We start from the raw sequence: 19,766 nt of genomic DNA, 5'->3' as shown, positions 1-19,766 counted from the left end.
GGGCACACCATGACAGATCACAACTACATCTTGTTCGTGTCGTCGTACGCCGACGAGGGCTCGGCGGCAGAGGATTTTAAGGCGATCAAGGCCATGGACGACGCGGCCGTCGCGGCTGCCGTCGTCCTGTCACGTGACTCCTCGGGCAAGACCGAGGTCAAGGAGCACGGCGGCGGGCTGGTCGCCGGGGGCACCAAGGCCGGCGCAGTCGGCGGGCTGGTGGTCGGACTGTTCGCTCCGCCACTGCTGCTGTCCGGCGTGATCGGTGCCGGGATCGGCGCCGGTGTGGGTGCCATCAGGAAGCGGCACGAGGAGAAGTCCATCGGCGTCAACGCGGCGGAGTTTCTGCCGCYGGGCTCCTCGGCGATCGTTGCCATCGTCGATGACCTCTACCTCGACCGCGTCGACAAGGCGATCAGCAAGGCCACCAAGAAGGTCAGCAAGGCTGTCGACAGTGGTGACTACGACGCCGTCGTCAAAGCCGTGAACGAGGGCGACGAGAAGATCATCGAAGCCGCTTCGTCCTGACCGGCCGACGCAGCCACCGTGGAGACGGCCGCTGGGTTTTGGGATCTTCCTCCGGGCCGACCGAAAACCGGTTAGAGTTCGACGCCGAGCAGGGCGTTGACGGCGTCGCTCACCAGCGCGGCGTCCGTGGCCGAGGCCTCCCCCGGGGCTGCCAGGGCGGCCTTGGCCCAGGCGTCGACGGCGGCGAGTGCGCCGGGCGCGTTCAGGTCGTTGGCCAGTTCGGTCCGCAGCCTGCCAAGCAGGGCCGCGGCGGAGCCTTCCGGCGCCACGGCGAGGGCCTCGCGCCAGGTGCGGAGCCGGTCTTTGGCCTCGGCGAATCCGGCGGCGGTCCAGGACCAGTCCGTGCGGTAGTGGTGGGCCAGGATCGCAAGGCGGATCGCGGCAGGTTCTTCCCCGTCAGCCCGGAGCCTGGAAACCAGGACAAGATTGCCCTTGGACTTGCTCATCTTCTCCCCGTCGAGGCCCACCATGCCCGCATGCGCGAAGTGGCGGGCCAGCGGCACGCCCGCCAGCGAGTACGCGTGGCCGGCGCCCATTTCGTGGTGCGGGAAAATAAGGTCCGAGCCGCCGCCCTGAACGGTAAACGGCTTGGGCAGGTACTCCTGGGCGATCACGGTGCATTCGACGTGCCAGCCGGGCCGGCCCTCCCCCAGTTCGCCACCGGGCCAGCTGGGCTCGCCCTCGCGGGCCACCCGCCAGAGCAGCGGATCCAGCGCCTGGCGCTTCCCGGCCCGGCCAGGGTCGCCGCCGCGTTCGGCGAAGAGTTCCAGCATTTCGGCGTCGGAGAGTCCGGAAATGGATCCCAGGGTCCAGGCGTCGACGTCGTCCGTCGAGTGCTTCCCGGCGGCTTCGACGTCGTAGTAGACGTCCCCGTCGGGCTCGCCGCCGGTGCCGGGGACGCGGTACGCGAGTCCGTTGCGCAGCAGGCGCTCGATGGCGGGAACGATCAGGGGAACGGCCTCGACGGCACCGATGTAGTGGTCCGGGGCGAGGACGTTCAGGGCCTCCATGTCGGTCTGGAAGAGCTCGATTTGGCTCGCGGCGAGGTCGCGCCAGTCGACGCCTGTGGCCGTGGCGCGCTCCAGGAGGGGATCGTCGACGTCGGTCACGTTCTGGACGTAGGCGACGTGCTGGCCGCCGTCCCGCCACGCGCGGTTGAGGAGGTCGAAGGCGACATAGCTGGCCGCGTGGCCCATGTGCGTGGCGTCATAAGGGGTGATGCCGCAGACATACATGGACTGCTCACCCGTGGCCTCCAGGGTCACAATTCCGCCCTTGGCGGTATCGAAGAGGCTCAGGGCGGGCATGCTGCCGGGGAGCTGGGCAACAGGGCGGGAGGTCCAGGATTTCACAGACCAAGCCTAGTGCTAGGCACTGATGACATTGAAACCGAGCAGCAGGAACAGGGACATTCCCAGGATGATCCGGTACCAGACGAAGAGCCGGTAGCCGCGGGTGGAGACGTATTTCAGGAACCAGCCGATGATGACGTAACCCACAATAAAGGCGATCACGGTGGCCAGGGCGGTTTCCGGGAGACCGTACGGGCCGGTGATGCCTTCCTTGGAGACCACCTTGTACAGCTGGTACAGGCCGCTGCCGAAAACGGCAGGGATTGCCAGCAGGAAGGAGTAGCGGGCCGCCGCCTCACGGGTGTAACCCATCAGGAGCCCGGCGCTGATCGTGCCGCCGGAGCGGGACACACCGGGGAAAAGGGCCAGGGCCTGCGCCAGACCGTAATAGAGCCCATGTTTGTAGGTCAGCTGCGTCAGTTCACGGTCCTGCCGGCCGATGGTGTCGGCCACCGCGAGGACCATGCCGAAGATAATCAGCATGGTCGCGACGCCCCACAGGCTGCGGAGTACCGATTCGATCTGGTCCTGGAACAGCAGGCCCAGGACGATGATCGGGATGCTGCCCAGGATCACCAGCCAGCCCATGCGCGCATCCGGGTCCCGCCGGGAGACTTTGCCGGTCAGCGAACCGGCCCAGGCACGGATGATCCGCAGGATGTCGCGCCAGAAATAGACGATCACCGCGGTCTCGGTGCCCAGCTGCGTGATGGCCGTGAAGGCGGCGCCGGGATCGGACGCYTCCGGSAGGAAGGMGCCGACAATCCGCAGATGGGCGCTCGAGGAAATCGGGAGGAACTCGGTCAGCCCCTGTACCAGGCCCAACAGAGCCGCTTGTATCCAGTTCACGTTTATAGACCCTACGTTACGAAGCAGCCCGACCCCGTAAGCTAGCTGACATGCAGCAGCGTTATGTCGGCAACAGTGGGTTGCGCGTGTCCGCCCTATCCCTCGGCACCATGTCCTGGGCCAGGGAAACCGAGGAACAGGATGCCGCCGCCCTGGTGCGCTCCTTCGTCGATGCCGGCGGAACCCTGATCGATACGGCGGCGTCCTACGCCGACGGTCAGGCCGAGGCGATGCTCGGCGGAATACTGGGCGACGTCGTGGCGCGCTCCGAAGTGGTGATCTCCACGAAGGCCGGACTGACGACGGCGGACGGGCGCCGCAGCGTCGACACGTCCCGCAACGGCATGCTCTCCGGGCTGGACGCGAGCCTGGCCCGGATGGGAACCGATTACGTGGATCTCTGGTTCGCGCACGCCTGGGATCCGAATGTTCCGCTGGAGGAAACCCTGTCAGCGCTGGACCACGCGGTGCGGTCCGGCCGGGCGCGTTACGCCGGTGTCTCCAATTTCAACGGCTGGCAGACTGCAAAGGCCGCCGCAATCGCGGGCTTCCCCCTCGTGGCCAACCAGTCCGAATACTCGCTCCTGCAGCGCAACGCGGAGATTGAGCTCATTCCGGCCATCGAGGACGCGGGGCTGGGCCTGATGGCCTGGGCTCCGATGGGACGCGGCGTCCTGAGCGGCAAATACCGCGGCCACATCCCGGCTGATTCCCGGGCCGCCAACCAGCGGTTGGCGACGTACGTCGAACCCTATCTCGAGGGACCGGCGTCCAGCGTGGTGGAAGCCGTCGCCATGGCGGCGAAGGGGCTCGGCCGGACTGCCCTGGATGTGTCGCTGAGCTGGCTGTTGTCCCAACAGGGGGTGGCAACCGCCGTCGTCGGCCCCCGGACACCGGTTCAGCTCAAGGAGATCCTGGATTCGGCGCTCGCGCCGCTGCCGCCGGAGATCGCGCAGGCGCTCGAAGACGTGTCCGACCCCGGCTGAGGCCGCGGAGATCCGCAGGTGGCCCTAGTTCTCCGAATTCTCGAGGATCTCGAGGTCCTCTTCGTCGTCGACATCGTCTTCGTCGCCGTCTTCGTCGCCGTCGATCACTTCGAGCGGTGTCACTTCCCCATACGCCTCATACAGGGCGTCGTCGTAGACTTCAAAGGCATCGGCAACGGCGAAGAACGCCGCCTCGACCGCGGGATCCCCGTCACTTCTGCGGGCGGAGGCCGCCGCCAGGTGTTCTTCCAGTGCAGAGGTCAGGGACTGAAGCGCGACACGCGGATCGATGCTCATGACTTCACGTTAGTCGGAAAAAGACGAAAATGGAGAGCAATGAAAGAACATTTTCTGAGCAGCTCGGTCCGGCGGGAACGGGACTATGTCAAGCAGTACGAGTACCTCGTTCTGACGGTCGGCCCTGAGGATTCGCTCCCCGAGGCCCGCCGCCGGCTCGTGGAGCATTCCGAGTACGGCAAATGGGAACTGGAACGCAGCCGCCTCTACGTGGGCGGCGGGCGGCGTTTCTGGCTGCGCCGGAAAGTCATCCAGGTCCAGCGCACCGTCTAGGCCGCACACGGATCCCGGCCGCGCATCGGCCGGGATCGGCAGCCACGAACGCCGCGGGGAGTCCTGGGCCCTCTAGGGTTTCTCCAGCGGGCCCAGCCAGGCGTTCGCCACGGTATTGTGCGCCGACTCGTCATCTGATGGGTGGAACATGCCGGCGAGCACGTCCCGGTACAGCCGCTCCAGCTCGGAGCCGCGGAAGTAGCTGGAGCCGCCGGATACCCGGATGGCGAGGTCCACCACGGTGCGCGCCGTCTCCGTGGCCCGGACCTTGAGCCCCACGAGCTGGGGGAACCATTGGCTGCCGTGGTCCGCGAGGGCGTCGACGTCGGCCGCCACGGAGGACAGCTGCGGATAGAGCGCATCCATGGCCATCGCCGCCTCCGCCACCTTCCAGCGGATGTCCGGGTCCTGGGCGTAGCTGCGGCCGCCGTTCTTGAACGATGTCCGGCGCTGCACCGCTTCCACCCCGAGCGTGAGGGCCCGTTCGCCGATTCCGGTGTACACCGCGGCGAGGAGGGTCTCGAAGCAGGCGAAGATCGCGAAGATCAGTGGGTCGGCGTTCGGGCCCACCGGCAGTTTCCGGAAAATCCGTTCGGCCGGGACGACGGCGCCCTCCAGGAGGGTCGTGTTGGACTGGCTGGCCCGCATGCCGAGCGTGTCCCAGTCGGGCAAAATCTCGTAGCCGGGGGTTTCCCGGGTGATGAACCCGTGGACCAGTTCCCCGGCGCCGTCCGCGGCATTGGCGTCCTTCCCGAAGATGCCCAGTCGGGTCCACGCCGGTGACAGGCTGGTGAAGATCTTGCGGCCCGTGAAGCTGTAGCCGCCGTCGTGCAGCGGGACGGCCTCCGTGCGGGAATCGAACAGCACGGAGTCGTTGCCTGCCTCCGARTTGCCGAASGCGAAGAYCTCRCCCTGYGCSGCCTCCTKGAGGATGAAATCCAGCGARGAGTCACCSCGGGCGGCMAGGACGTGSGCGACGCCGGTCCACACCAGGTGCATGTTGACGGCCAGCGCCGTGGCCGGCGCCGCGGTCGCCAGCCGGCGTTGCAGCTGCGCCGCTTCCGCAAGGCCGAGTCCGAGTCCACCGTCGATCACCGGGACGAAAATTTTCAGGTAGCCGGCCGCCGTGAGATCCGCGAGGTCCTCGTGGAAGAAGGCGTTGTCGCGGTCGTAGCCGGCGGCGCGGCCGCGGATCCGTTCCAGCAGCGGGCCACTCAGGATGTCCTCGGGCGTCATGGCAGGCGGTGTCCGCTCAGTAGTTGGTGAGCAGGGTGTCCAGCACCCGTGCGCCGAATTTCAGGGAATCCGCCGGGACCCGTTCGTCGACGCCGTGGAACATGCCGGTGAAGTCGAGCTCGTCCGGCAGCATCAACGGGGCGAAGCCATAGCCGGTGATGCCGAGCCGGCTCAGGGACTTGTTGTCGGTCCCGCCGGAGAGCGTGTACGGCAGCACCTTGGCGCCCGGRTCCTCGGAATGCAGGGCGTCGATCATCGAATCGACGAGGTTGCCGGCGAASGGCACCTCCAGSGAGACATCRTTGTGCACGTAGCTGATGTCCACYCCGGTGCCGGCGAGTTCGCGCACGATTTCCAGCACCTGCTGTTCCTGCCCGGGCAGGGTCCGGCAGTCGATGAGGGCCTCGGCCGATTCCGGAATGACGTTGTGCTTGTAGCCGCCTTTGAGCAGGGTGGGGTTGGTGGTGTTCTGCAGTGTGGCGCCGACAAAGCGGGCCACCGTGCCGAGTTCCTTGAGGATCTTCTCCGGATCGTCGGGATCGAATTCGACCCCGGTGAGTTCGGTGACGCCGTCGAGGAACTGCCGCGTGGTCGGCGTGAGCTCGATCGGCCAGTTGTAGGCACCAATCCGGGATACCGCGCCGGCAAGCCTGGTCACGGCGTTGTCGGTGTTGATCTGGGAGCCGTGGCCCGCGCGGCCGTGGGCCACCAGGCGGAGCCAGGAGAGGCCCTTTTCCGCCGTCTGGAGCAGATAGGTGCGCTGGCCGCCGATGGTGGCGGAGAAGCCGCCGACTTCGGAGATCGCCTCCGTGGCGCCCTCAAAGAGTTCGGGCCGCTTCTCGACGGCGTAGCGGGCGCCGTAGGTGCCGCCGGCTTCCTCGTCGGCGAAGAACGCGAAGATGAGGTCGCGCTTGGGTTTGCGTCCCGTGCGGGCGAAGTTGCGCAGCACGGACAGGATCATGGCGTCCATGTCCTTCATGTCCACGGCGCCGCGTCCCCAGATCAGGCCGTCCTTCAGTTCGGCGCCGAAGGGGTCAACCGACCACTGTTCGCGCAGGGCCGGGACGACGTCCAGATGGCCGTGGACCACCAGGGCGCTGGCGGAGGGGTCCTCCCCCGCCAGCCGGGTGACCACGCTGGCGCGGCCGGGGGCTGCTTCGAAAATTTCGGCGTCCAGCCCGACTTCGGCCATGAGCCCGGCGGTGTATTCGGCGGCCGCGCGTTCACCGGGGCCGGAGCCGTCGCCGTAGTTGGACGTGTCGATCCGGATCAGCTCCTGGCAGATCCTGACGACCTCATCCTCTGGCCTGGTTTCGGTCCGGTTGTCAGTCATAGCGGCTCCTCGTGGCGGGTGGCTCAATTGCTTGCTTCAGCCTACCCACACCACCCCCGCGGACCCCGATTATTTGTTTCCGGAAAAGTCGTGCTAGAGTCTTTCTCGCTGCTTCCGAGAAAAGCAAAACGCTGAAAGGCGAAACGAACTCGGAATTACCACCTGCGCGGGTGGCGGAATGGCAGACGCGCTAGCTTGAGGTGCTAGTCCTCGAAAGGGGGTGGGGGTTCAAGTCCCCCTCCGCGCACAAGGGAAAACCCCTGGAATCCAAGGATTCCAGGGGTTTTTTTCTGCTTCCCCGCCGACGGGCTGCAGCTTCGCCCCCGCTGCCGCTGAATACCAATACCCGCTGCCCCGGCCCGGAGCCCACCGGACGTGCCCGCCAGGGAATGGCCGCACAGAGTTCTCGCCCCGTGGCCGCCGGCGTAGAGTCTGCGCAAGAGACTTGCAAGCGGATCGAGGGATGACAAATGTCAGTTAAAGGCTGGAACCCGCTGGTGCTTTTGCCTGTCGCGTTCATCGTCGTCTTCGTGGTTTGGGCAGCTCGACGGGCCCGAGGCCGGAAGTCCAAGGACTAACGACCCGCTGAGCCGCTGTGTGCTTGCGGAACAAGGGTGTTGAGCCGGCGCGGCCGGGCCAACCAAAAGACCGCATCCCTGCCGGCCCCCCAAAAGCTCCTGCAGGAATGCGGCCGTCGTGGCGTCAGCCGGAGCGCGGCTCCCCTGACGGGCAACCCTTAGGCTGCGTGCCTCCACGATGGAGGGGTACCGGAGGCGTGGACCGGTACCCCTCCGGTGCAGAAATAGACATGTCCAATTCTGTTTTCAGAGGGTAATGCAAAATTATTGGACATGTCCAATCGGATGATATTGTCTTCTGGATCCGCCCTTCGACCGCAGCAAAGGAGCCCTGTCATGAATGACGCATCAGTCGATTCCGGGCCGGGCGCGGCACTCGCAAGGAAGCTGAACCTTCTCCTTGATTCCTCGGAAGCGGCCGGGAAGAAGATCACCTTCAACGAGGTCAGCGCCGCCATGAAGACGGCCGGCACCCCGATCTCCCGCGCCCGCTGGCACTACATGCGCACCGGGTCCGGGCCCGAGGTGAAGAAGACCGAGCTCCTGCAGAACCTCGCAAAGTTTTTCGGCGTGAACCGCGACTACCTGCTGCACGACCAGGACGAACTGCCCCGGAAAGTCGAAGCCCAGCTCGACCTCCTGGCCAGCATGCGGGCCAACAAGGTCCGCAATTTCGCCGCCCGGCAACTCGGCGGCCTGTCACCCGAGACGCTCCTTCAGATCCGGGACCTTATCGACGAGCAGCTGGCGGAGGCGAGCGTCACTTCTTCCGACACGCCGGGCGCCGGAAAGGCCTCTGAACAGGGCTGATACGCTCCTCCTTGGAGTCGGAGGGACTCCGGCCCCCTATCGGACCATCCCAAGGATCAGCGCCATGGACTACAGCGTCGCCCGAGTGCGGGCCCGGACTGCGGAAGAAGGCCTGCGGCTGCAGGAGCCGGTCTCCATGCGTTCCATCCAGAGCCACCTGGAGACCGCGAGCGGGCGTCCAATTGTCATCAAGCCGATCGACAACACCCCCACCGACAAGGTCTGTGGCCTGTGGTTCGGCCTGGACGGCCTGGACCTCATCCTCCACGCCAAGTCGGCGTCAGAGGTGCACCGCCAGCAGATCGTCCTGCACGAGTTCGCCCACATGATCCTCCGCCACGAGCAGGAAGTCCTCTCGCACGACTACGCCCAGGTCTTCTTCCCGGACCTCGACCCGGAGCGCGTCGTCTCGGCCCTGAAACGCACCGACTTCGCCGACGAGCTCGAGGTAACGGCCGAACTCCTTGCCGACCGGCTTGCCTCCCGCATCCGCCGCTCCTACCAGCAGCCGGACGCGGAGCCGGGCAACTTCGGGGCGGTCTTCGGATGATGCAGTTCCTCATGGCCGCGGCACTGTTCCTGTTGGCCGGGGCCCGCATTCCCGCCCTGCTTCGCAGCCGGAGCGACCTGGTGTTCTCCTGTGCCGTGTACGGAGGCGTGGGCTCTTTGCTCATGTCCCCGATTGTCTACGTCCCCGTCGATACGGCCCTGGGCGGCATGAACCTGGTCAAACTGGTCCKGAACTCCCTGATGATTATCTCGCTCTGGTATCTGCGCCTCGCCGCATACGCCGCCATCGCCCCGGAAGCCGGCGGCCGCCGTTCCTGGTGGACCCGCACACTGCCTTTGACGCTCACGCTGAGCCTGCAGACCGCGTTCTTCCTCCTCACAGGACCCACCGTCACGACCCCCGCCTGGGGCATCTACGAGGACCGTTTCCCGGCCCTCCTGTTCTCACTGATGCTCACCCTCTTCATCTGTTCGATGAGCGCGGAAATTGCCGTGATCTGCTGCCGCTACGTCCCGCGGATGAGCCGCCCGTTCCGCGCCGGTTTCTCCATGCTGGGCGCCGGCTGCATCATGGGCTTCCTGGTGATGGCCGAGATGTGTCTGTCCCTGTTGGCCCGGCACCTGACATTCCTGGCCGTACTGGTCAGGCCTGGCTTCCCGTACCATCAGCTGGAACTGGTTGCGACCGTCCTGGCCGGCGCCGGGCTCACGATCCCGGCGGTTGCCGGCAGGGCTGTCCGCAAAAACCTGCACCGCCGGAACACCGAAACCCTCGCACGCGTCGAGGCCATCTGGTCCAAGGCGCTGAAGAGCACGTCGCTTGACCGGACCCTTGAGGCCGACCCCCAGGCACCGGTACAGGACAGGCTGCACCGGATGGTTGTCGAAATCCGGGACGCTGAACTCGCTGCGGGCACTTCGGCGACCTTCCTGACCGCGGAGGAGCGCAGCTACCTGCTCTCCGTTGAAGCAAAGCTCCATAACTCCCCCGCCCCGGCATAGCCCGCGACAGCTACAGAAAGCCGCCATGCAACTCCTCACGCACCCGACCCGCCGAACACGCCCGAGCGGTACGGACATGTACGGGATCTACCGGAACATGGTCCTCTTCGATTTCAAGACTGAAATCCATTCGGGCTTCTTCGTCGCCTATTACCGCAACTTCGCCATCCCCTCCACAGCGAGGACCCTGGCGGCGACCGGAGAGATGAAATCCCGGCCGATGAAGCGCTCCTACGACACCGGCATCGTCCTTCACGAGATCATCGCCAACGGGTTCGAGCACGAACGCAGCCAGGCCATGATCAAACTGCTCCGCCGGGTCCACAACGGGGTGCCCGGCACCCCGGACGACTTCGTCTACGTCCTCATGACCTTGCTTGTCCTGCCGCTGCGCTGGACCGAACGTCACGGCTGGCGCCGGCTGACGGAGTTGGAGAAGCGGGCCGCCACGGATTTCTACGCCGAACTGGGCCGGCAGATGGGGCTCGAGGGCATCCCGGCCACCTTCGCGGAGGCGGAACGGTTCCTGGACGAATACGAGGACCGGAACATGGGCCCGAGCCCCGAGGGCTCGATGCTGTTCAATGCGACCGTCGCGGCCTTCGCCAGCCGTATCCCCGCCCTGCTTCGCCGGTTCACCCCGACCATCCTGGCGCTGATGATGGACAAACCCCAGGTCGCTGTTGCCCTGGGCCTGAAACCTGCCCCGGCAGTGCTGCGCGTACCGTTCAACGCGGTGCTGCGGTTCCGCTCCCTCAAGGCCAGGCTGCGTCCCTTGCCGACCGAGCCCATATTTGTGCCGGGAAGGATGAACGTCGTGGCATACCCGGACGGATACACCCTGGACCAGATCGGCCCTTGGGGGAAATCAGCCAACGTCTGAGGCCCGGGGACGGCCGGGCTGCCGGCCGCCGTCGACCCTGGGGTGGACCCGACGCACCCGAGACGGGCCTGCGTGCTGACCGAAGGCGACGGCGCGGATCCCGGCCACGCGCGAACAGCCCCGCCGGAACCTGAACTGCTCAAATCCCGGCGGGCTGTTCGTTGTGGTCAGAGTGCGCTCTGCCTAGCCCACGTGGATGGCGGGCCGGAGTGCCTGGTCGGGTTCGGTCTCGCGGAGGATTTCGCGCACCAGCGGCGCGGTGTCGCCCTCGCCCAGGAACAGGTACCGCATGAGGTGGCCGACGGGGCTGCCCTCGGACCACTCGAAGTAGCACTGGGGCTTCGTGCCGGTCGAGTCGCGCATGGCCAGCAGGACGGCCGCGATCGCGTTCGGCACGGCCGGGGACTTCACCCGCAGGACCCGGTAGCCGTCCACTTCGACGCCTTCGACCCGCAGCGTGTGGCTGAACGCCGAAGGATCGGAGATTTCCACTTCCAGGAAGATGACATCCGCCGGGCCCGGGACGGGGTTCAGCCCGCGCTGTTCGTACTCTTTGTCCGCGTACTCAGCCTTGTCACCGGCCTGGCGTTTGTTGGCGATGACGTTCAGTTGCCCGTCGAAGGCAATCGAATCGGTGATGAACTGCCGGGCTGCCGCGTCGAACTCGATGGTTTCCAGCCGCAGTTCGGTGGTGCGCTGGACCCGGGAGATGAGCGAGACGACGATGATGCCGGCGATGAAGAACGCCGAGATCGCGATGCCGTCGGGCTTTTCGATGACATTGGCGCCCAGCGCGTACAGCAGGACCAGGGTCAGCGCACCGAAGCCGATGGTTCCGGCGCGGCTGTGCCGGCGGATCGCGGAGACGGTCACGGCGACGGCTCCGGAGACCATCATGGCCAGGATGCCGGTGGCGTAGGCACCTGCCTGGGCGTTGACGTCGGCGTTGAAGGCGATGGTGATGCCGACGCTCAGCACGGTGTAGACGATGACGACCGGGCGGACGGCCCGGCCCCATTCCGGCGCCATGCCGTAGGCCGGCAGGTACCGGGGCACGATGTTGATGAGCCCGGCCATGGCGGAGGCCCCGGCGAACCAAAGGATCAGGGCGCTGGAAATGTCGTAAACCGTGCCGAACCCGGCGCCGAACAGGTCGTGGGCGAGGAACGCCAGGGCGCGGCCGTTGGCCTGCCCGCCCTCCTCGAACTCCTTGGCCGGGATCATGACCGTGGTGAGGAAGCTCGTGGACATCAGATAGACGCTCATGATGGCCGCCGCCGTGGTGAGCAGCTTGCGGGTGTTCCTGACCCGGGACGCCATGACCTGCTCGGGGCTGTCGCCGGTGGCCTTGATCAGAGGCATCATCGAGACGCCGGTCTCGAACCCGGACAGGCCCAGGACCAGCAGGGGGAAGGCGATGACGGCGGGCCCGATCAGGTCCATGGGGCCGCCGCCGGCGCTGGCGAGCAGCCGGTCGGTCCAGCCGGCGATCAGGGACGGTTCGGAGAGAACATGGGCGAATCCTGCGGCGACGACGGCGGCGTTCAGGAGCAGGTAGACGGCCACAAGCGGAATGGCGACGCCGACGGCCTCGTTGAAGCCGAGCAGGAACACCCCACCCAGGATCAGCAGCAGGATCACCGTGATGATCACGGCACTGCCTTTCAATCCCGCAGGCACGATCGGGTTCTCGAGCAGGTGCACCGTCGCGTCGGCTCCGGAGAGGGTGATGGTGATAATCCACGAGGTCGCAACGAACCCGAGCAGCAGCAGGACGAAGAACTTGCCGCGCCAGAACGGGAGCAGCTTCTCCAGCATGGCAACCGAGCCCTGCCCGTGCGGGCTCTCCTGCGCGACCCGGCGGTACATGGGCAGCATGCCCAGCAGGGTCAGGGCCACAATGAGCAGGGTTGCCAGCGGCGAGAGGGCACCGGCGGCCAGGGCGGCGATACCGGGAAGGTAGGACAGGGTGGAGAAATAGTCGACGCCGGTCAGGCACATGACTTTCCACCAGGCGTTGGGCTTGTGATCTTCCTCGGCTTCGGGGCCGGCGGGTGCGACCTGGTTGGCCAGTAGCCAGCGGACCAGGGGCTTGTGGTCCGGGCGGTCGGCCTGCTTCAGGTCAACTTGCGCCGGGACGGCGTGGTCAGAAGTGGTCTGCATCGGATCTTTCTGTTGGTGGCCGGGCGTGTGCCGGGCAGGAGCAAGTCCTGGGAACCGGTCAATTGTAGTGCCGGGCCCCCGTTGCCGCGGTCAGCTTCAGGCAGCGTCCGGAACGGCGGGCCTACCGCGGCTCCGGTCCGGGCAGCTCTGGCCCGGGCGGCTCAAGTCCGGCCAGCTCAGGTCCGGCCAGCTCCGGCCCGGGCGGCTCAAGTCCGGGCAGCGGGTCCTTGCCGGTCCATGTCTTCACGACCGTCCACGTGACGGCGGTGATCGGCACGGCCAGCAGCGCGCCGACAATGCCGGCCAGTATGGTGCCCGCCGCCAGGACGAGCAGTATCGCCAGGCCGTGGATGCTGAGGACCCTGCCCATCAGGACCGGCTGCAGGAAGTGGTGTTCGAGCTGGTTCACGCCGATGACCACGGCCACAACAATGAGCGCCTGGACCAGCCCGTTGGAGACCAGCGCGACGACAATGGCCAGGGTTCCTGCGACGGTAGCACCGACGATCGGGATGAATCCGCCGATGAAGATGAACACTCCCAGCGGCAGGGCCAGCGGCACTCCCATGATGGCGAGGGTGATCCCGACGACGAGACCGTCAACCGCGGCCACCATGGCCGTGCCGCGGACATACCCGCCCAGGACGACGGTACTGCGATCCGCCGCCAGCCGTGCCCTGGCGCGGTGGTCGGCCGGCAGCATGCCAATGAGAAAGGCCCGGATTTCGGGACCGTCCTTGAGGAAGAAGAACAGGGTGACGGCCATCAGCACCGCGCCGGTGAAGATTTCCACCGCGGTGCGGGCACCGGTGAGGGCTTCTGCACTGAACGTGCTCGAGGTGAAAAACTCCCGCACCGAGTCCATGACGGCGGTGATCTGTTGGTCGCTGACAGGGACAGGTCCGTGGTTCAGGAATGAGTGCAGTTGCTCGACCCCCGCAGCGGCCCGGGCCGTGAGCTCGCCCCACTGGTTGGAGACCAGAATGACGATGCCGGCGATGACGCTGCCGAAAACGGCGAGAATGGCCACGAACGAGGCAACCACCGCGAGGGCGCGCGGCCAGGCGTGCCCGGTGAGCCAGCGGACCAGCGGGGAGATCGCTGCGGCCAGGATAACGGCGATGAGGACGGGGATGATGACGAGCGGGATGCGGCTGGCGGCCCAGATGATTGCCCACGCGAGGGCGGACACGGCGAGGACCTGCACGGAGCGGATGCTGGCGCGGCCCAGTCCGTCCGACCAGATGGCCGGCATTGCGTTGCGGGGTTCGATCATAGGGGTTCTCCCGGCGTTCGGACGCGGTGGCTAGGCCCAGCGCAGGGGTTTCGGCCTGGACTGTTGCCACGCATCGTAGAACCGCATGCGGGCTTCGTTGCCGCGCTGCTGCTCGAGGGCGTGCAGGCGCCCGAAGGTAAATCCGCTGCCGGGGGCATCCGCGGCCTGCCCCGCCAGCACCAGTAGGGTTTCCCGGGTGACGACGCTGTCCTGGAAGTCTCCGAGGATCTCCTGGATGCCCTCCGCGGCCCGGGCAACGTTCGTTGCTTGAGTGCCGAAAATGGGGGTAGCCGCCTCTGCGGCATAGCGCAGCCGCTTGGCAGCCTTCCGAACTTCATGCAATGCGGCATCCTGCGGTGTCCCGCCTGTGCCGCCGTCAAGGGACCGGACCGCCGCCTTGAGGCGTTTTCGTTCCGCGGAGACGAGCCGGCCAACCGTCCCCGGCGCATCATTGCCTGCCCCGCCGCTCAGCGGAGGTACCGCAAGGAAGGCATCGAGGGCATCGAGGAGGCGGAAGTAGCGGGTGCTGTCCAGCGCCGCCAGTCCGGCGGCAAGGCCCCGTTGCTGGACAGTGCCGAGGTGCTCCTGGATCTGCTGCGCGACTGGCCCGATTAACAGCTCCGGAGGTTCGGCACTGATCATTTGCGTCAGCCGGGCACGGATGACCTCGGCGTCCCGGGCCTGGCCCACGTTGCCGGCGAGCCACTGGAGCTCGCCGCTAAGGAACCTGGCCGACGTCGTATCTGTGAGCGTTCGAAAGGTTGCCAGTGCCGACCGCAGCCGGCGGGCGGCCACCCGGAATTGATGCACGGCATCGGGCGCATTGACCCGGACGCGAGGATCATGCAGCTTCACGGCGCGTATCTGTTGGGATACGTACGAGAGCATGACGTCCGAGGCCGGCCCGCTCGGGCTCGGTTTCGGAACCGTGCCCGGATTCTCCGGATAGTCCGGTCCGAGCGCCCGGGCGAGCTTGGACGGGTGGGTGGCGATGGTGACTCCCTCTGCGGCGCACAGAGCGTCGGCGTCCTGCAGCAGCCGACGGGGGCCGCCGGCGAGTTCCAGTTCCCATTCCCGCCACCGCGACGGTCCCGCGCGGGTTAGCAGGGATTGGGCCTCGACACGGTCGTCACTGAAGTTGGCAAGGATTGCGCCGTCGGCGGCGTACAACGGCGTGACCCTCCGGCTGGTCCGGATGTGTGCAACCGGCATCAGCGCGTGGCAGCGGGTGTGGACGAGCACCAGCTGCCGCAAATTTTCCGGCACGGCATCCTGATCGCCGCCAAGCGGCTCCCGTATCGCCCGGCGCTCCCCCACGGCGACCGGCAGTTTGAGATGCCATCCTGCATCCGGACCGCCTGACCGCCGGCACAGGGTGATCCGTTGCCTGGCCAATGCCAGTGCTTTGGTATCAAAGTAGACGGCGTCCAGCATTTCGTTGACGGGCTGCCCGGCGCGATCTACCCCTGGGATTGATGCCAGTGGCGGGAGGGCGTCGGATTCCGAAGGGCTGTACTTGCGTTCCACCTCGATCGCGTCGGCGGCCATGCTTCATTTTAGGAACTCCCGCACGCGCCGGGCGTGTGCCCAAAGGCCCCTATCGGGGGAGATTGTCACGGGAACCGGGCGCTGGGGACGGGCGGCCGCCCAGTTCAGGGCGGCGGCCCTCCGGGAGGCACACAGACGCGCGGTATGAGGCTGGAAAAATGACTTGCCCGGGCATGCGGCGGCGAGTAACTTTCGGAGCAGTGGGCCGGCGGACCGCTGGCCCCCTGCGAGAGGACCGCCATGCCAACCATAATCGGCCACCACGATGTCAAGGACAAGGATCATTGGCTTGCCTCGCCGAAGCGCGAAGAGGTGTTCGGCCCACTGGGGATCACCAATATTCGTACGTTCGTCAACCCCGAGAACCCGACGCAAGTCGCAGTGATGATGGATGTCCCTGACGTGGATGCCCTCATGGCCGCGATGCAGAATGACGTAATGGGCGAGGCGATGGCCTACGACGGCGTACTGCCCGAGACCCTGGTCTTCCTCGTCGAGGCCACGCCCTAGCTTCACCCGGGCGGACACCGCCGGCGGTGCAGGCGGATGTGGCGAAGCTCCGGTCAAATAGCGGTTGACCGGAGCTTCGGGTCCATTATGGGCAGTGGTTCCTGTGTATTGGCCGGGAATAGGCTGACCGCTAGCGGTTCAGCAATTCACCCATGAGCGGCGCATTGCGGACATCATCGGTCAGGGGGCTCAGCCCCCACACGTCCTCGATGGTGTGCAGCAAGGAATAGTGCGAGTAGGCGGCATTGGATGTGAAGTGCTTCCGCGCTGCCGGGCCGGCAAAAACCGTAGCCACCCGGTTGTCGTCTTTGCTGCCTTCATCCCACGTGATCACCAGCAGGGAGTTCTGCGTCGTGAAGGCCGGGGATCCCAGGATCCTGGGCACTTCGCGGGCGAGCCAGTCATCTCCGGTACCGATGGAGCAGTCGTGGGTGTCGTTGCACATGTCCGGGCTGATGAAAGAGTAGTCCGGCAGGGTCGACGGCGACTGCAGGTCCTGCCCCAGCCGGTCATACGGAACAACATGGTCCGAGCAGGAGGCCACGTCGTCCGTCACGGCAGGGTAATACATGAACGGATTATGCTTCACCGCATACCGGCGGGAGTCATGCGCGGCGCAGGGCGCGGGCATGCCCTCGGCGTACATTTTCCAGGTCCGTCCGGATTGGGTGATCTCATCGGCGATCGAGCGCACATCGGCGGTGCACGAGTCCGGCTTGCAGTCGCTGGTGATCCCCGCGCTGGTTCCGCTCGTGAGGGCGAGATAGTTGGRCAGGCTCGGGTGGGTGATGGCCCGGTAGTTGGCGGCCACGGAGAATTCCGCTGCAAGCTTGTTGAAGTAGCCCGCTTCGCTGGCGCCCATGATCTGCGAGGCCGCCTTGTTCTCCTGGACGATGACCACAATGTGCGCGATTCCGCCGCTGGCCTGTCCGCCCGGAGCGGGGTGCGGGGCCGGCTGCGCGAAATACGGGGATGGTGGTGGGGTCGCGGCGGGCGTGTCCTGGCCGGGGGACGTGGGCGGCGATTCGGTCCCCGCCGGCCCGGCAGGCAGGGACCCGGCCGGTGGGGACTCGGCAGATGGGGGCTGCGAAGGCGGGCCGGCCTGGAGGGGCTGCACCGACGTGCACCCCGCCAGCAGCATCGCCAGCGCCCATCCGCCGGCCAGGGAGAGTCGGCCGATCCGCGTCATCGGTCCATGCTAGCGGCCGGTATTGGTGCGGCCAATGCTGTTCGCATTCCCGGCCTCAGGCCAGGCTCAGGTCAAGAAGCTGCCCGCGCCCGGTCCACGGTCCGGCTCCCCCGTGTCCGGTCACCCTCCGGGATGCAGCGCGCCGCGGACGGTGCCCAGCAGGGACAGGAACCGCTCGTTGTCCGGCAGGTCGTCTATCAGCACCACACCCTCGGGAGCGGCCAGCGGAATGCGCCAGTTCGGGTATTCGGTGCTGGTGCCCGGCTGGTTCTGGGTCCGGGTCTCCCCCACGGCGTCGACCAGTGCCACCCCCAGCAGCGCTGACGGGGCCAGCGCCGTGTAGGCGTACAGCGCCTCCACCGTGGTCCGGACGTCCGTGCCGTTTTCCGCCAGCAGGCCGCGTGCCCGGACCCGGGCCAGCACGGCCTCCTGCTCGGCCGCGGCCTCGGCGCGTTCTTCCGCCACTGGCCGCCGCAACAGCCCGAGCGATTCGCGCAAGGTGACGTGTTCACCGGCGAGGTAGCCCGCCGTCGGGGGCAGATCGTGGGTGTTGACGCTGGTCAGGCACTGCTCGCGGTAGTGTTCCGGCGGAATCGGGCCATCGGCGTCGTGTTCGAACCAGAGGATCGACGTGCCGAATATCCCCCGCTCGGCCAGGTAGCCGCGGACCCACGGCTCGAACACCCCGAGGTCTTCGCCAATCACGATCGCCCCGGCCCGTTGCGCCTCGAGGGCAAGGATACCGATGAGCGCCTCGTGGTCGTAGTGCACATACGTGCCGCTCTCCGGCCCCCCGCCCTCGGGGATCCACCACAACCGGAACAGGCCGAGGATATGGTCCACCCGGATGCCGCCGGCGTGCCGCAGCACGGTACGGAGCATGTCCCGGTAGGCGGCATAGCCGGATTCGGCGAGCCGGCCCGGATGCCATGGCGGCTGCGACCAGTTCTGGCCCAGCTGGTTGAACATGTCCGGAGGCGCACCAACGCTGACGCCCCGGGCAAGAACGCCGGAGAGGGTCCAGGCGTCGGCACCGCCGGGTTTTACCCCGACGGCGAGGTCATGGACGACGCCGATCCCCATCCCCGCCTGGCGTGCCGAACGCTGGGCCGCCTCGAGCTGCTGGTCGCAGAGCCACTGCAGCCAGCAGTGGAATTCGATCCGGGCTGCCAGCCTCGGCCGCTGCTCGACACAGTAGGGCGACGCCGGGGATGCCGCCGCTCCGGCCCATTCCGGCGCCGACGGCGGCAGCTCTTCGGCGAGCGCAGACCACAGCGCAAAGTCCTCGAGCCCCTGCCCCTGCTCTGCGCAGAAGTCGGCGAACTGCCGGGTGCGGGCCGGCCCGCGGCGGACCGCAAACACGCGTTCCAGGGCCGCGAGCTTTGCCGCGTAGCTGGCGTTGCGGTCCAGGAGGTCCCGGGAACGGTTGGCCGCCTGCAGGCCTTCGGCCAGGCGTGCCACCTCGGCCCGGCCGGCTGCGTCCAGGTAACCGTATTCCGGGATTTCCTCCACCCGCAGGTAGAGCGGGTTGAAAAAGCGCCGCGTGGTGGGCAGGTACGGGGAGTCCTCGACCGGCGGCACTGGTTCGGCGGCATGCAGCGGATTGACCAGCACAAAGCCGGCCCCCTGCTCCCCGGCAACCTCGGCGAGGTCCCCGAGATCGGCGAAATCGCCAATCCCCCAAGACCGGGAGGACCGCACGGAGTACAGCTGGGCCGTCAGTCCCCAGGTGCGGCGTTCCTTGAGCAGGGCCGAGGCACGGAGCCGGTCTGGCGTAACAACCAGCGGACACTGCGCCGCCGTGCCCGCGGCGTCGGCTCTCAAGGTGTGCCAGCCGAGACCGAGGCCGCCGGGTATGGCGAACGTGGCACGTCCCGTGAGAACGCCGTCGACGTCGACCGGYTGGTCCCAGTTCTCCCGCTGGGCGGCCTCATAGCTGCTTCCGTCCTCGGCGTCGATCCAGACGCGGACCTCGCTTCCGTGCGGGACGTGGACCTCGACGCGGGACTCCTGTCCCTCCCTCACTACAAGGACCGGGGGCAGGATGCGCCGCCAGGGTACCAGCCGGGACTCGGCCAGGGAGCGTTGCTGTTCCTGGGGCCCGTTGGCGCGGACTCCGAGGGCCGCCAGCACGTCCTGCAGGGTCCCGGCGGCCACGGAACGCTGCACTCCGTCCCAGCCCCAGTAGCTGGTGTCGACGCCATAGGCTGCGGCGAGTTCGCGCAGGAGCGCGTCGGCCGTATCAGCGTCCCCGGTCTGCCCGGGACTCCCGGGGGCCGCGGCGTTGCCGGCGTCTGCAGGATGATCGGGGTTTGGACGGTCCTCGGGGTTTGCGGGGGTCTCGGGGTGCGTCTGGTCCACCATGCGCCCACTCTAGACGCTGCCCCCACCGCCCGCGCCCTTTCCGTGGATGTGGGAATCATCTACCAGTTCGTTGAGTCCT

The 19,766-nt window shown here is 67.1% G+C and carries 18 protein-coding genes and 1 tRNA gene; 9 read left to right on the top strand and 10 right to left on the bottom strand.

The features are described from left to right. A partial coding sequence (locus tag AC1DHX_RS14540; protein ID WP_476900165.1) for a DUF1269 domain-containing protein occupies nucleotides 1–528 on the top strand: 528 nt, incomplete at its 5' end. 71 nt (nucleotides 529–599) lie between these two features. Here the strand turns inward: AC1DHX_RS14540 and mshC are convergent. Both mshC and AC1DHX_RS14530 read right to left on the bottom strand, forming a co-directional pair. Beyond that, entirely contained in the window at nucleotides 600–1,880 is a 1,281-nt protein-coding gene (gene mshC / locus AC1DHX_RS14535; protein ID WP_476858563.1) for a cysteine--1-D-myo-inosityl 2-amino-2-deoxy-alpha-D-glucopyranoside ligase, read from the bottom strand. 15 nt (nucleotides 1,881–1,895) lie between these two features. After that, nucleotides 1,896–2,729, bottom strand: a complete 834-nt coding sequence (locus tag AC1DHX_RS14530; protein ID WP_476900164.1) for an undecaprenyl-diphosphate phosphatase — start codon at nucleotides 2,727–2,729, stop codon at nucleotides 1,896–1,898. Between the two features lie 50 nt (nucleotides 2,730–2,779). On the opposite strand from AC1DHX_RS14530, the gene AC1DHX_RS14525 reads away from it, so the two are divergent. Further along, nucleotides 2,780–3,715: an aldo/keto reductase gene (locus AC1DHX_RS14525; protein ID WP_223916377.1), complete on the top strand. Its 936-nt coding sequence runs from the start codon at nucleotides 2,780–2,782 to the stop codon at nucleotides 3,713–3,715. Nucleotides 3,716–3,739: 24 nt separating this feature from the next. Here AC1DHX_RS14525 and AC1DHX_RS14520 read toward each other — a convergent pair whose 3' ends face one another. Beyond that, nucleotides 3,740–4,012, bottom strand: coding sequence for a hypothetical protein (locus tag AC1DHX_RS14520; protein ID WP_223916379.1), 273 nt, complete (start codon nucleotides 4,010–4,012; stop codon nucleotides 3,740–3,742). Between the two features lie 39 nt (nucleotides 4,013–4,051). Between AC1DHX_RS14520 and AC1DHX_RS14515 the strand changes: the two genes are divergently transcribed. Continuing rightward, complete coding sequence (locus AC1DHX_RS14515; RefSeq protein WP_018772920.1) at nucleotides 4,052–4,285, top strand: DUF5703 family protein; 234 nt, start codon at nucleotides 4,052–4,054, stop codon at nucleotides 4,283–4,285. A gap of 72 nt (nucleotides 4,286–4,357) precedes the next feature. Here AC1DHX_RS14515 and AC1DHX_RS14510 read toward each other — a convergent pair whose 3' ends face one another. Further along, nucleotides 4,358–5,521 (bottom strand): acyl-CoA dehydrogenase family protein, encoded by a 1,164-nt coding sequence (locus AC1DHX_RS14510; protein ID WP_476900163.1) that lies wholly within the window; start codon nucleotides 5,519–5,521, stop codon nucleotides 4,358–4,360. A gap of 16 nt (nucleotides 5,522–5,537) precedes the next feature. After that, nucleotides 5,538–6,854, bottom strand: a complete 1,317-nt coding sequence (locus AC1DHX_RS14505) for a M20/M25/M40 family metallo-hydrolase (protein ID WP_028275570.1) — start codon at nucleotides 6,852–6,854, stop codon at nucleotides 5,538–5,540. 164 nt (nucleotides 6,855–7,018) lie between these two features. Between AC1DHX_RS14505 and AC1DHX_RS14500 the strand changes: the two genes are divergently transcribed. The 5 genes from AC1DHX_RS14500 (at nucleotide 7,019) to AC1DHX_RS14480 (ending at nucleotide 10,637) form a co-directional block, all read left to right on the top strand. Then, nucleotides 7,019–7,101: transfer RNA gene (locus tag AC1DHX_RS14500), tRNA-Leu, on the top strand. Nucleotides 7,102–7,768: 667 nt separating this feature from the next. After that, the gene (locus tag AC1DHX_RS14495; RefSeq protein ID WP_476858565.1) at nucleotides 7,769–8,242 is read left to right on the top strand and encodes a hypothetical protein; all 474 of its coding nucleotides are present in this window, start codon (nucleotides 7,769–7,771) and stop codon (nucleotides 8,240–8,242) included. 64 nt (nucleotides 8,243–8,306) lie between these two features. Further along, nucleotides 8,307–8,792, top strand: a complete 486-nt coding sequence (locus AC1DHX_RS14490) for a hypothetical protein (protein ID WP_476858566.1) — start codon at nucleotides 8,307–8,309, stop codon at nucleotides 8,790–8,792. Then, nucleotides 8,789–9,754 carry a hypothetical protein gene (locus AC1DHX_RS14485; RefSeq protein ID WP_476900162.1) on the top strand — a complete coding sequence of 322 codons (966 nt, stop codon included), beginning with the start codon at nucleotides 8,789–8,791 and terminating at the stop codon, nucleotides 9,752–9,754. Before AC1DHX_RS14490 ends, AC1DHX_RS14485 begins: the two co-directional genes overlap by 4 nt. Nucleotides 9,755–9,779: 25 nt before the next feature. After that, on the top strand, nucleotides 9,780–10,637 hold the full coding sequence (locus AC1DHX_RS14480) for an oxygenase MpaB family protein (RefSeq protein ID WP_476858568.1): 858 nt from the start codon (nucleotides 9,780–9,782) through the stop codon (nucleotides 10,635–10,637). Nucleotides 10,638–10,820: 183 nt separating this feature from the next. Here AC1DHX_RS14480 and AC1DHX_RS14475 read toward each other — a convergent pair whose 3' ends face one another. The 3 genes from AC1DHX_RS14475 to AC1DHX_RS14465 all read right to left on the bottom strand — a co-directional run bounded on the left by AC1DHX_RS14475 (nucleotide 10,821) and on the right by AC1DHX_RS14465 (nucleotide 15,624). Next, on the bottom strand, nucleotides 10,821–12,800 hold the full coding sequence (locus AC1DHX_RS14475; protein WP_476858569.1) for an APC family permease: 1,980 nt from the start codon (nucleotides 12,798–12,800) through the stop codon (nucleotides 10,821–10,823). A 121-nt stretch (nucleotides 12,801–12,921) separates the two neighbouring features. Next, nucleotides 12,922–14,076 (bottom strand): AI-2E family transporter, encoded by a 1,155-nt coding sequence (locus tag AC1DHX_RS14470; RefSeq protein WP_476858570.1) that lies wholly within the window; start codon nucleotides 14,074–14,076, stop codon nucleotides 12,922–12,924. Between the two features lie 30 nt (nucleotides 14,077–14,106). Further along, nucleotides 14,107–15,624, bottom strand: a complete 1,518-nt coding sequence (locus AC1DHX_RS14465; RefSeq protein WP_476858571.1) for a CYTH and CHAD domain-containing protein — start codon at nucleotides 15,622–15,624, stop codon at nucleotides 14,107–14,109. 240 nt (nucleotides 15,625–15,864) lie between these two features. Here AC1DHX_RS14465 and AC1DHX_RS14460 point away from each other — a divergent pair, with 240 nt between their 5' ends. After that, a complete protein-coding gene (locus tag AC1DHX_RS14460; protein ID WP_476850931.1) occupies nucleotides 15,865–16,134 on the top strand; it encodes a hypothetical protein in 270 nt (89 codons plus the stop codon). Between the two features lie 130 nt (nucleotides 16,135–16,264). On the opposite strand, the gene AC1DHX_RS14455 is transcribed toward AC1DHX_RS14460, so the two are convergent. Beyond that, on the bottom strand, nucleotides 16,265–17,323 hold the full coding sequence (locus tag AC1DHX_RS14455; RefSeq protein WP_476900161.1) for an alkaline phosphatase family protein: 1,059 nt from the start codon (nucleotides 17,321–17,323) through the stop codon (nucleotides 16,265–16,267). Between the two features lie 120 nt (nucleotides 17,324–17,443). Further along, nucleotides 17,444–19,687 (bottom strand): 4-alpha-glucanotransferase, encoded by a 2,244-nt coding sequence (malQ, locus tag AC1DHX_RS14450; protein WP_476858573.1) that lies wholly within the window; start codon nucleotides 19,685–19,687, stop codon nucleotides 17,444–17,446. Between the last annotated feature and the right edge of the window lie 79 nt (nucleotides 19,688–19,766).

The organism is Arthrobacter sp. 05N33_2 (assembly GCF_056397425.1).
This window is presented reverse-complemented; position numbering and strand designations above follow the sequence as displayed.

What these genes read in the sequence shown, in the direction of transcription:
- AC1DHX_RS14470 (WP_476858570.1), bottom strand. Translation starts at nt 14,076, where the DNA reads ATGATCGAACCCCGCAACGCAATGCCGGCCATCTGGTCGGACGGACTG.
- AC1DHX_RS14515 (WP_018772920.1), top strand. Translation starts at nt 4,052, where the DNA reads ATGAAAGAACATTTTCTGAGCAGCTCGGTCCGGCGGGAACGGGACTAT.
- AC1DHX_RS14495 (WP_476858565.1), top strand. Translation starts at nt 7,769, where the DNA reads ATGAATGACGCATCAGTCGATTCCGGGCCGGGCGCGGCACTCGCAAGG.
- AC1DHX_RS14465 (WP_476858571.1), bottom strand. Translation starts at nt 15,624, where the DNA reads ATGGCCGCCGACGCGATCGAGGTGGAACGCAAGTACAGCCCTTCGGAA.
- AC1DHX_RS14490 (WP_476858566.1), top strand. Translation starts at nt 8,307, where the DNA reads ATGGACTACAGCGTCGCCCGAGTGCGGGCCCGGACTGCGGAAGAAGGC.
- AC1DHX_RS14460 (WP_476850931.1), top strand. Translation starts at nt 15,865, where the DNA reads ATGCCAACCATAATCGGCCACCACGATGTCAAGGACAAGGATCATTGG.
- AC1DHX_RS14475 (WP_476858569.1), bottom strand. Translation starts at nt 12,800, where the DNA reads ATGCAGACCACTTCTGACCACGCCGTCCCGGCGCAAGTTGACCTGAAG.
- AC1DHX_RS14520 (WP_223916379.1), bottom strand. Translation starts at nt 4,012, where the DNA reads ATGAGCATCGATCCGCGTGTCGCGCTTCAGTCCCTGACCTCTGCACTG.
- AC1DHX_RS14480 (WP_476858568.1), top strand. Translation starts at nt 9,780, where the DNA reads ATGCAACTCCTCACGCACCCGACCCGCCGAACACGCCCGAGCGGTACG.
- AC1DHX_RS14525 (WP_223916377.1), top strand. Translation starts at nt 2,780, where the DNA reads ATGCAGCAGCGTTATGTCGGCAACAGTGGGTTGCGCGTGTCCGCCCTA.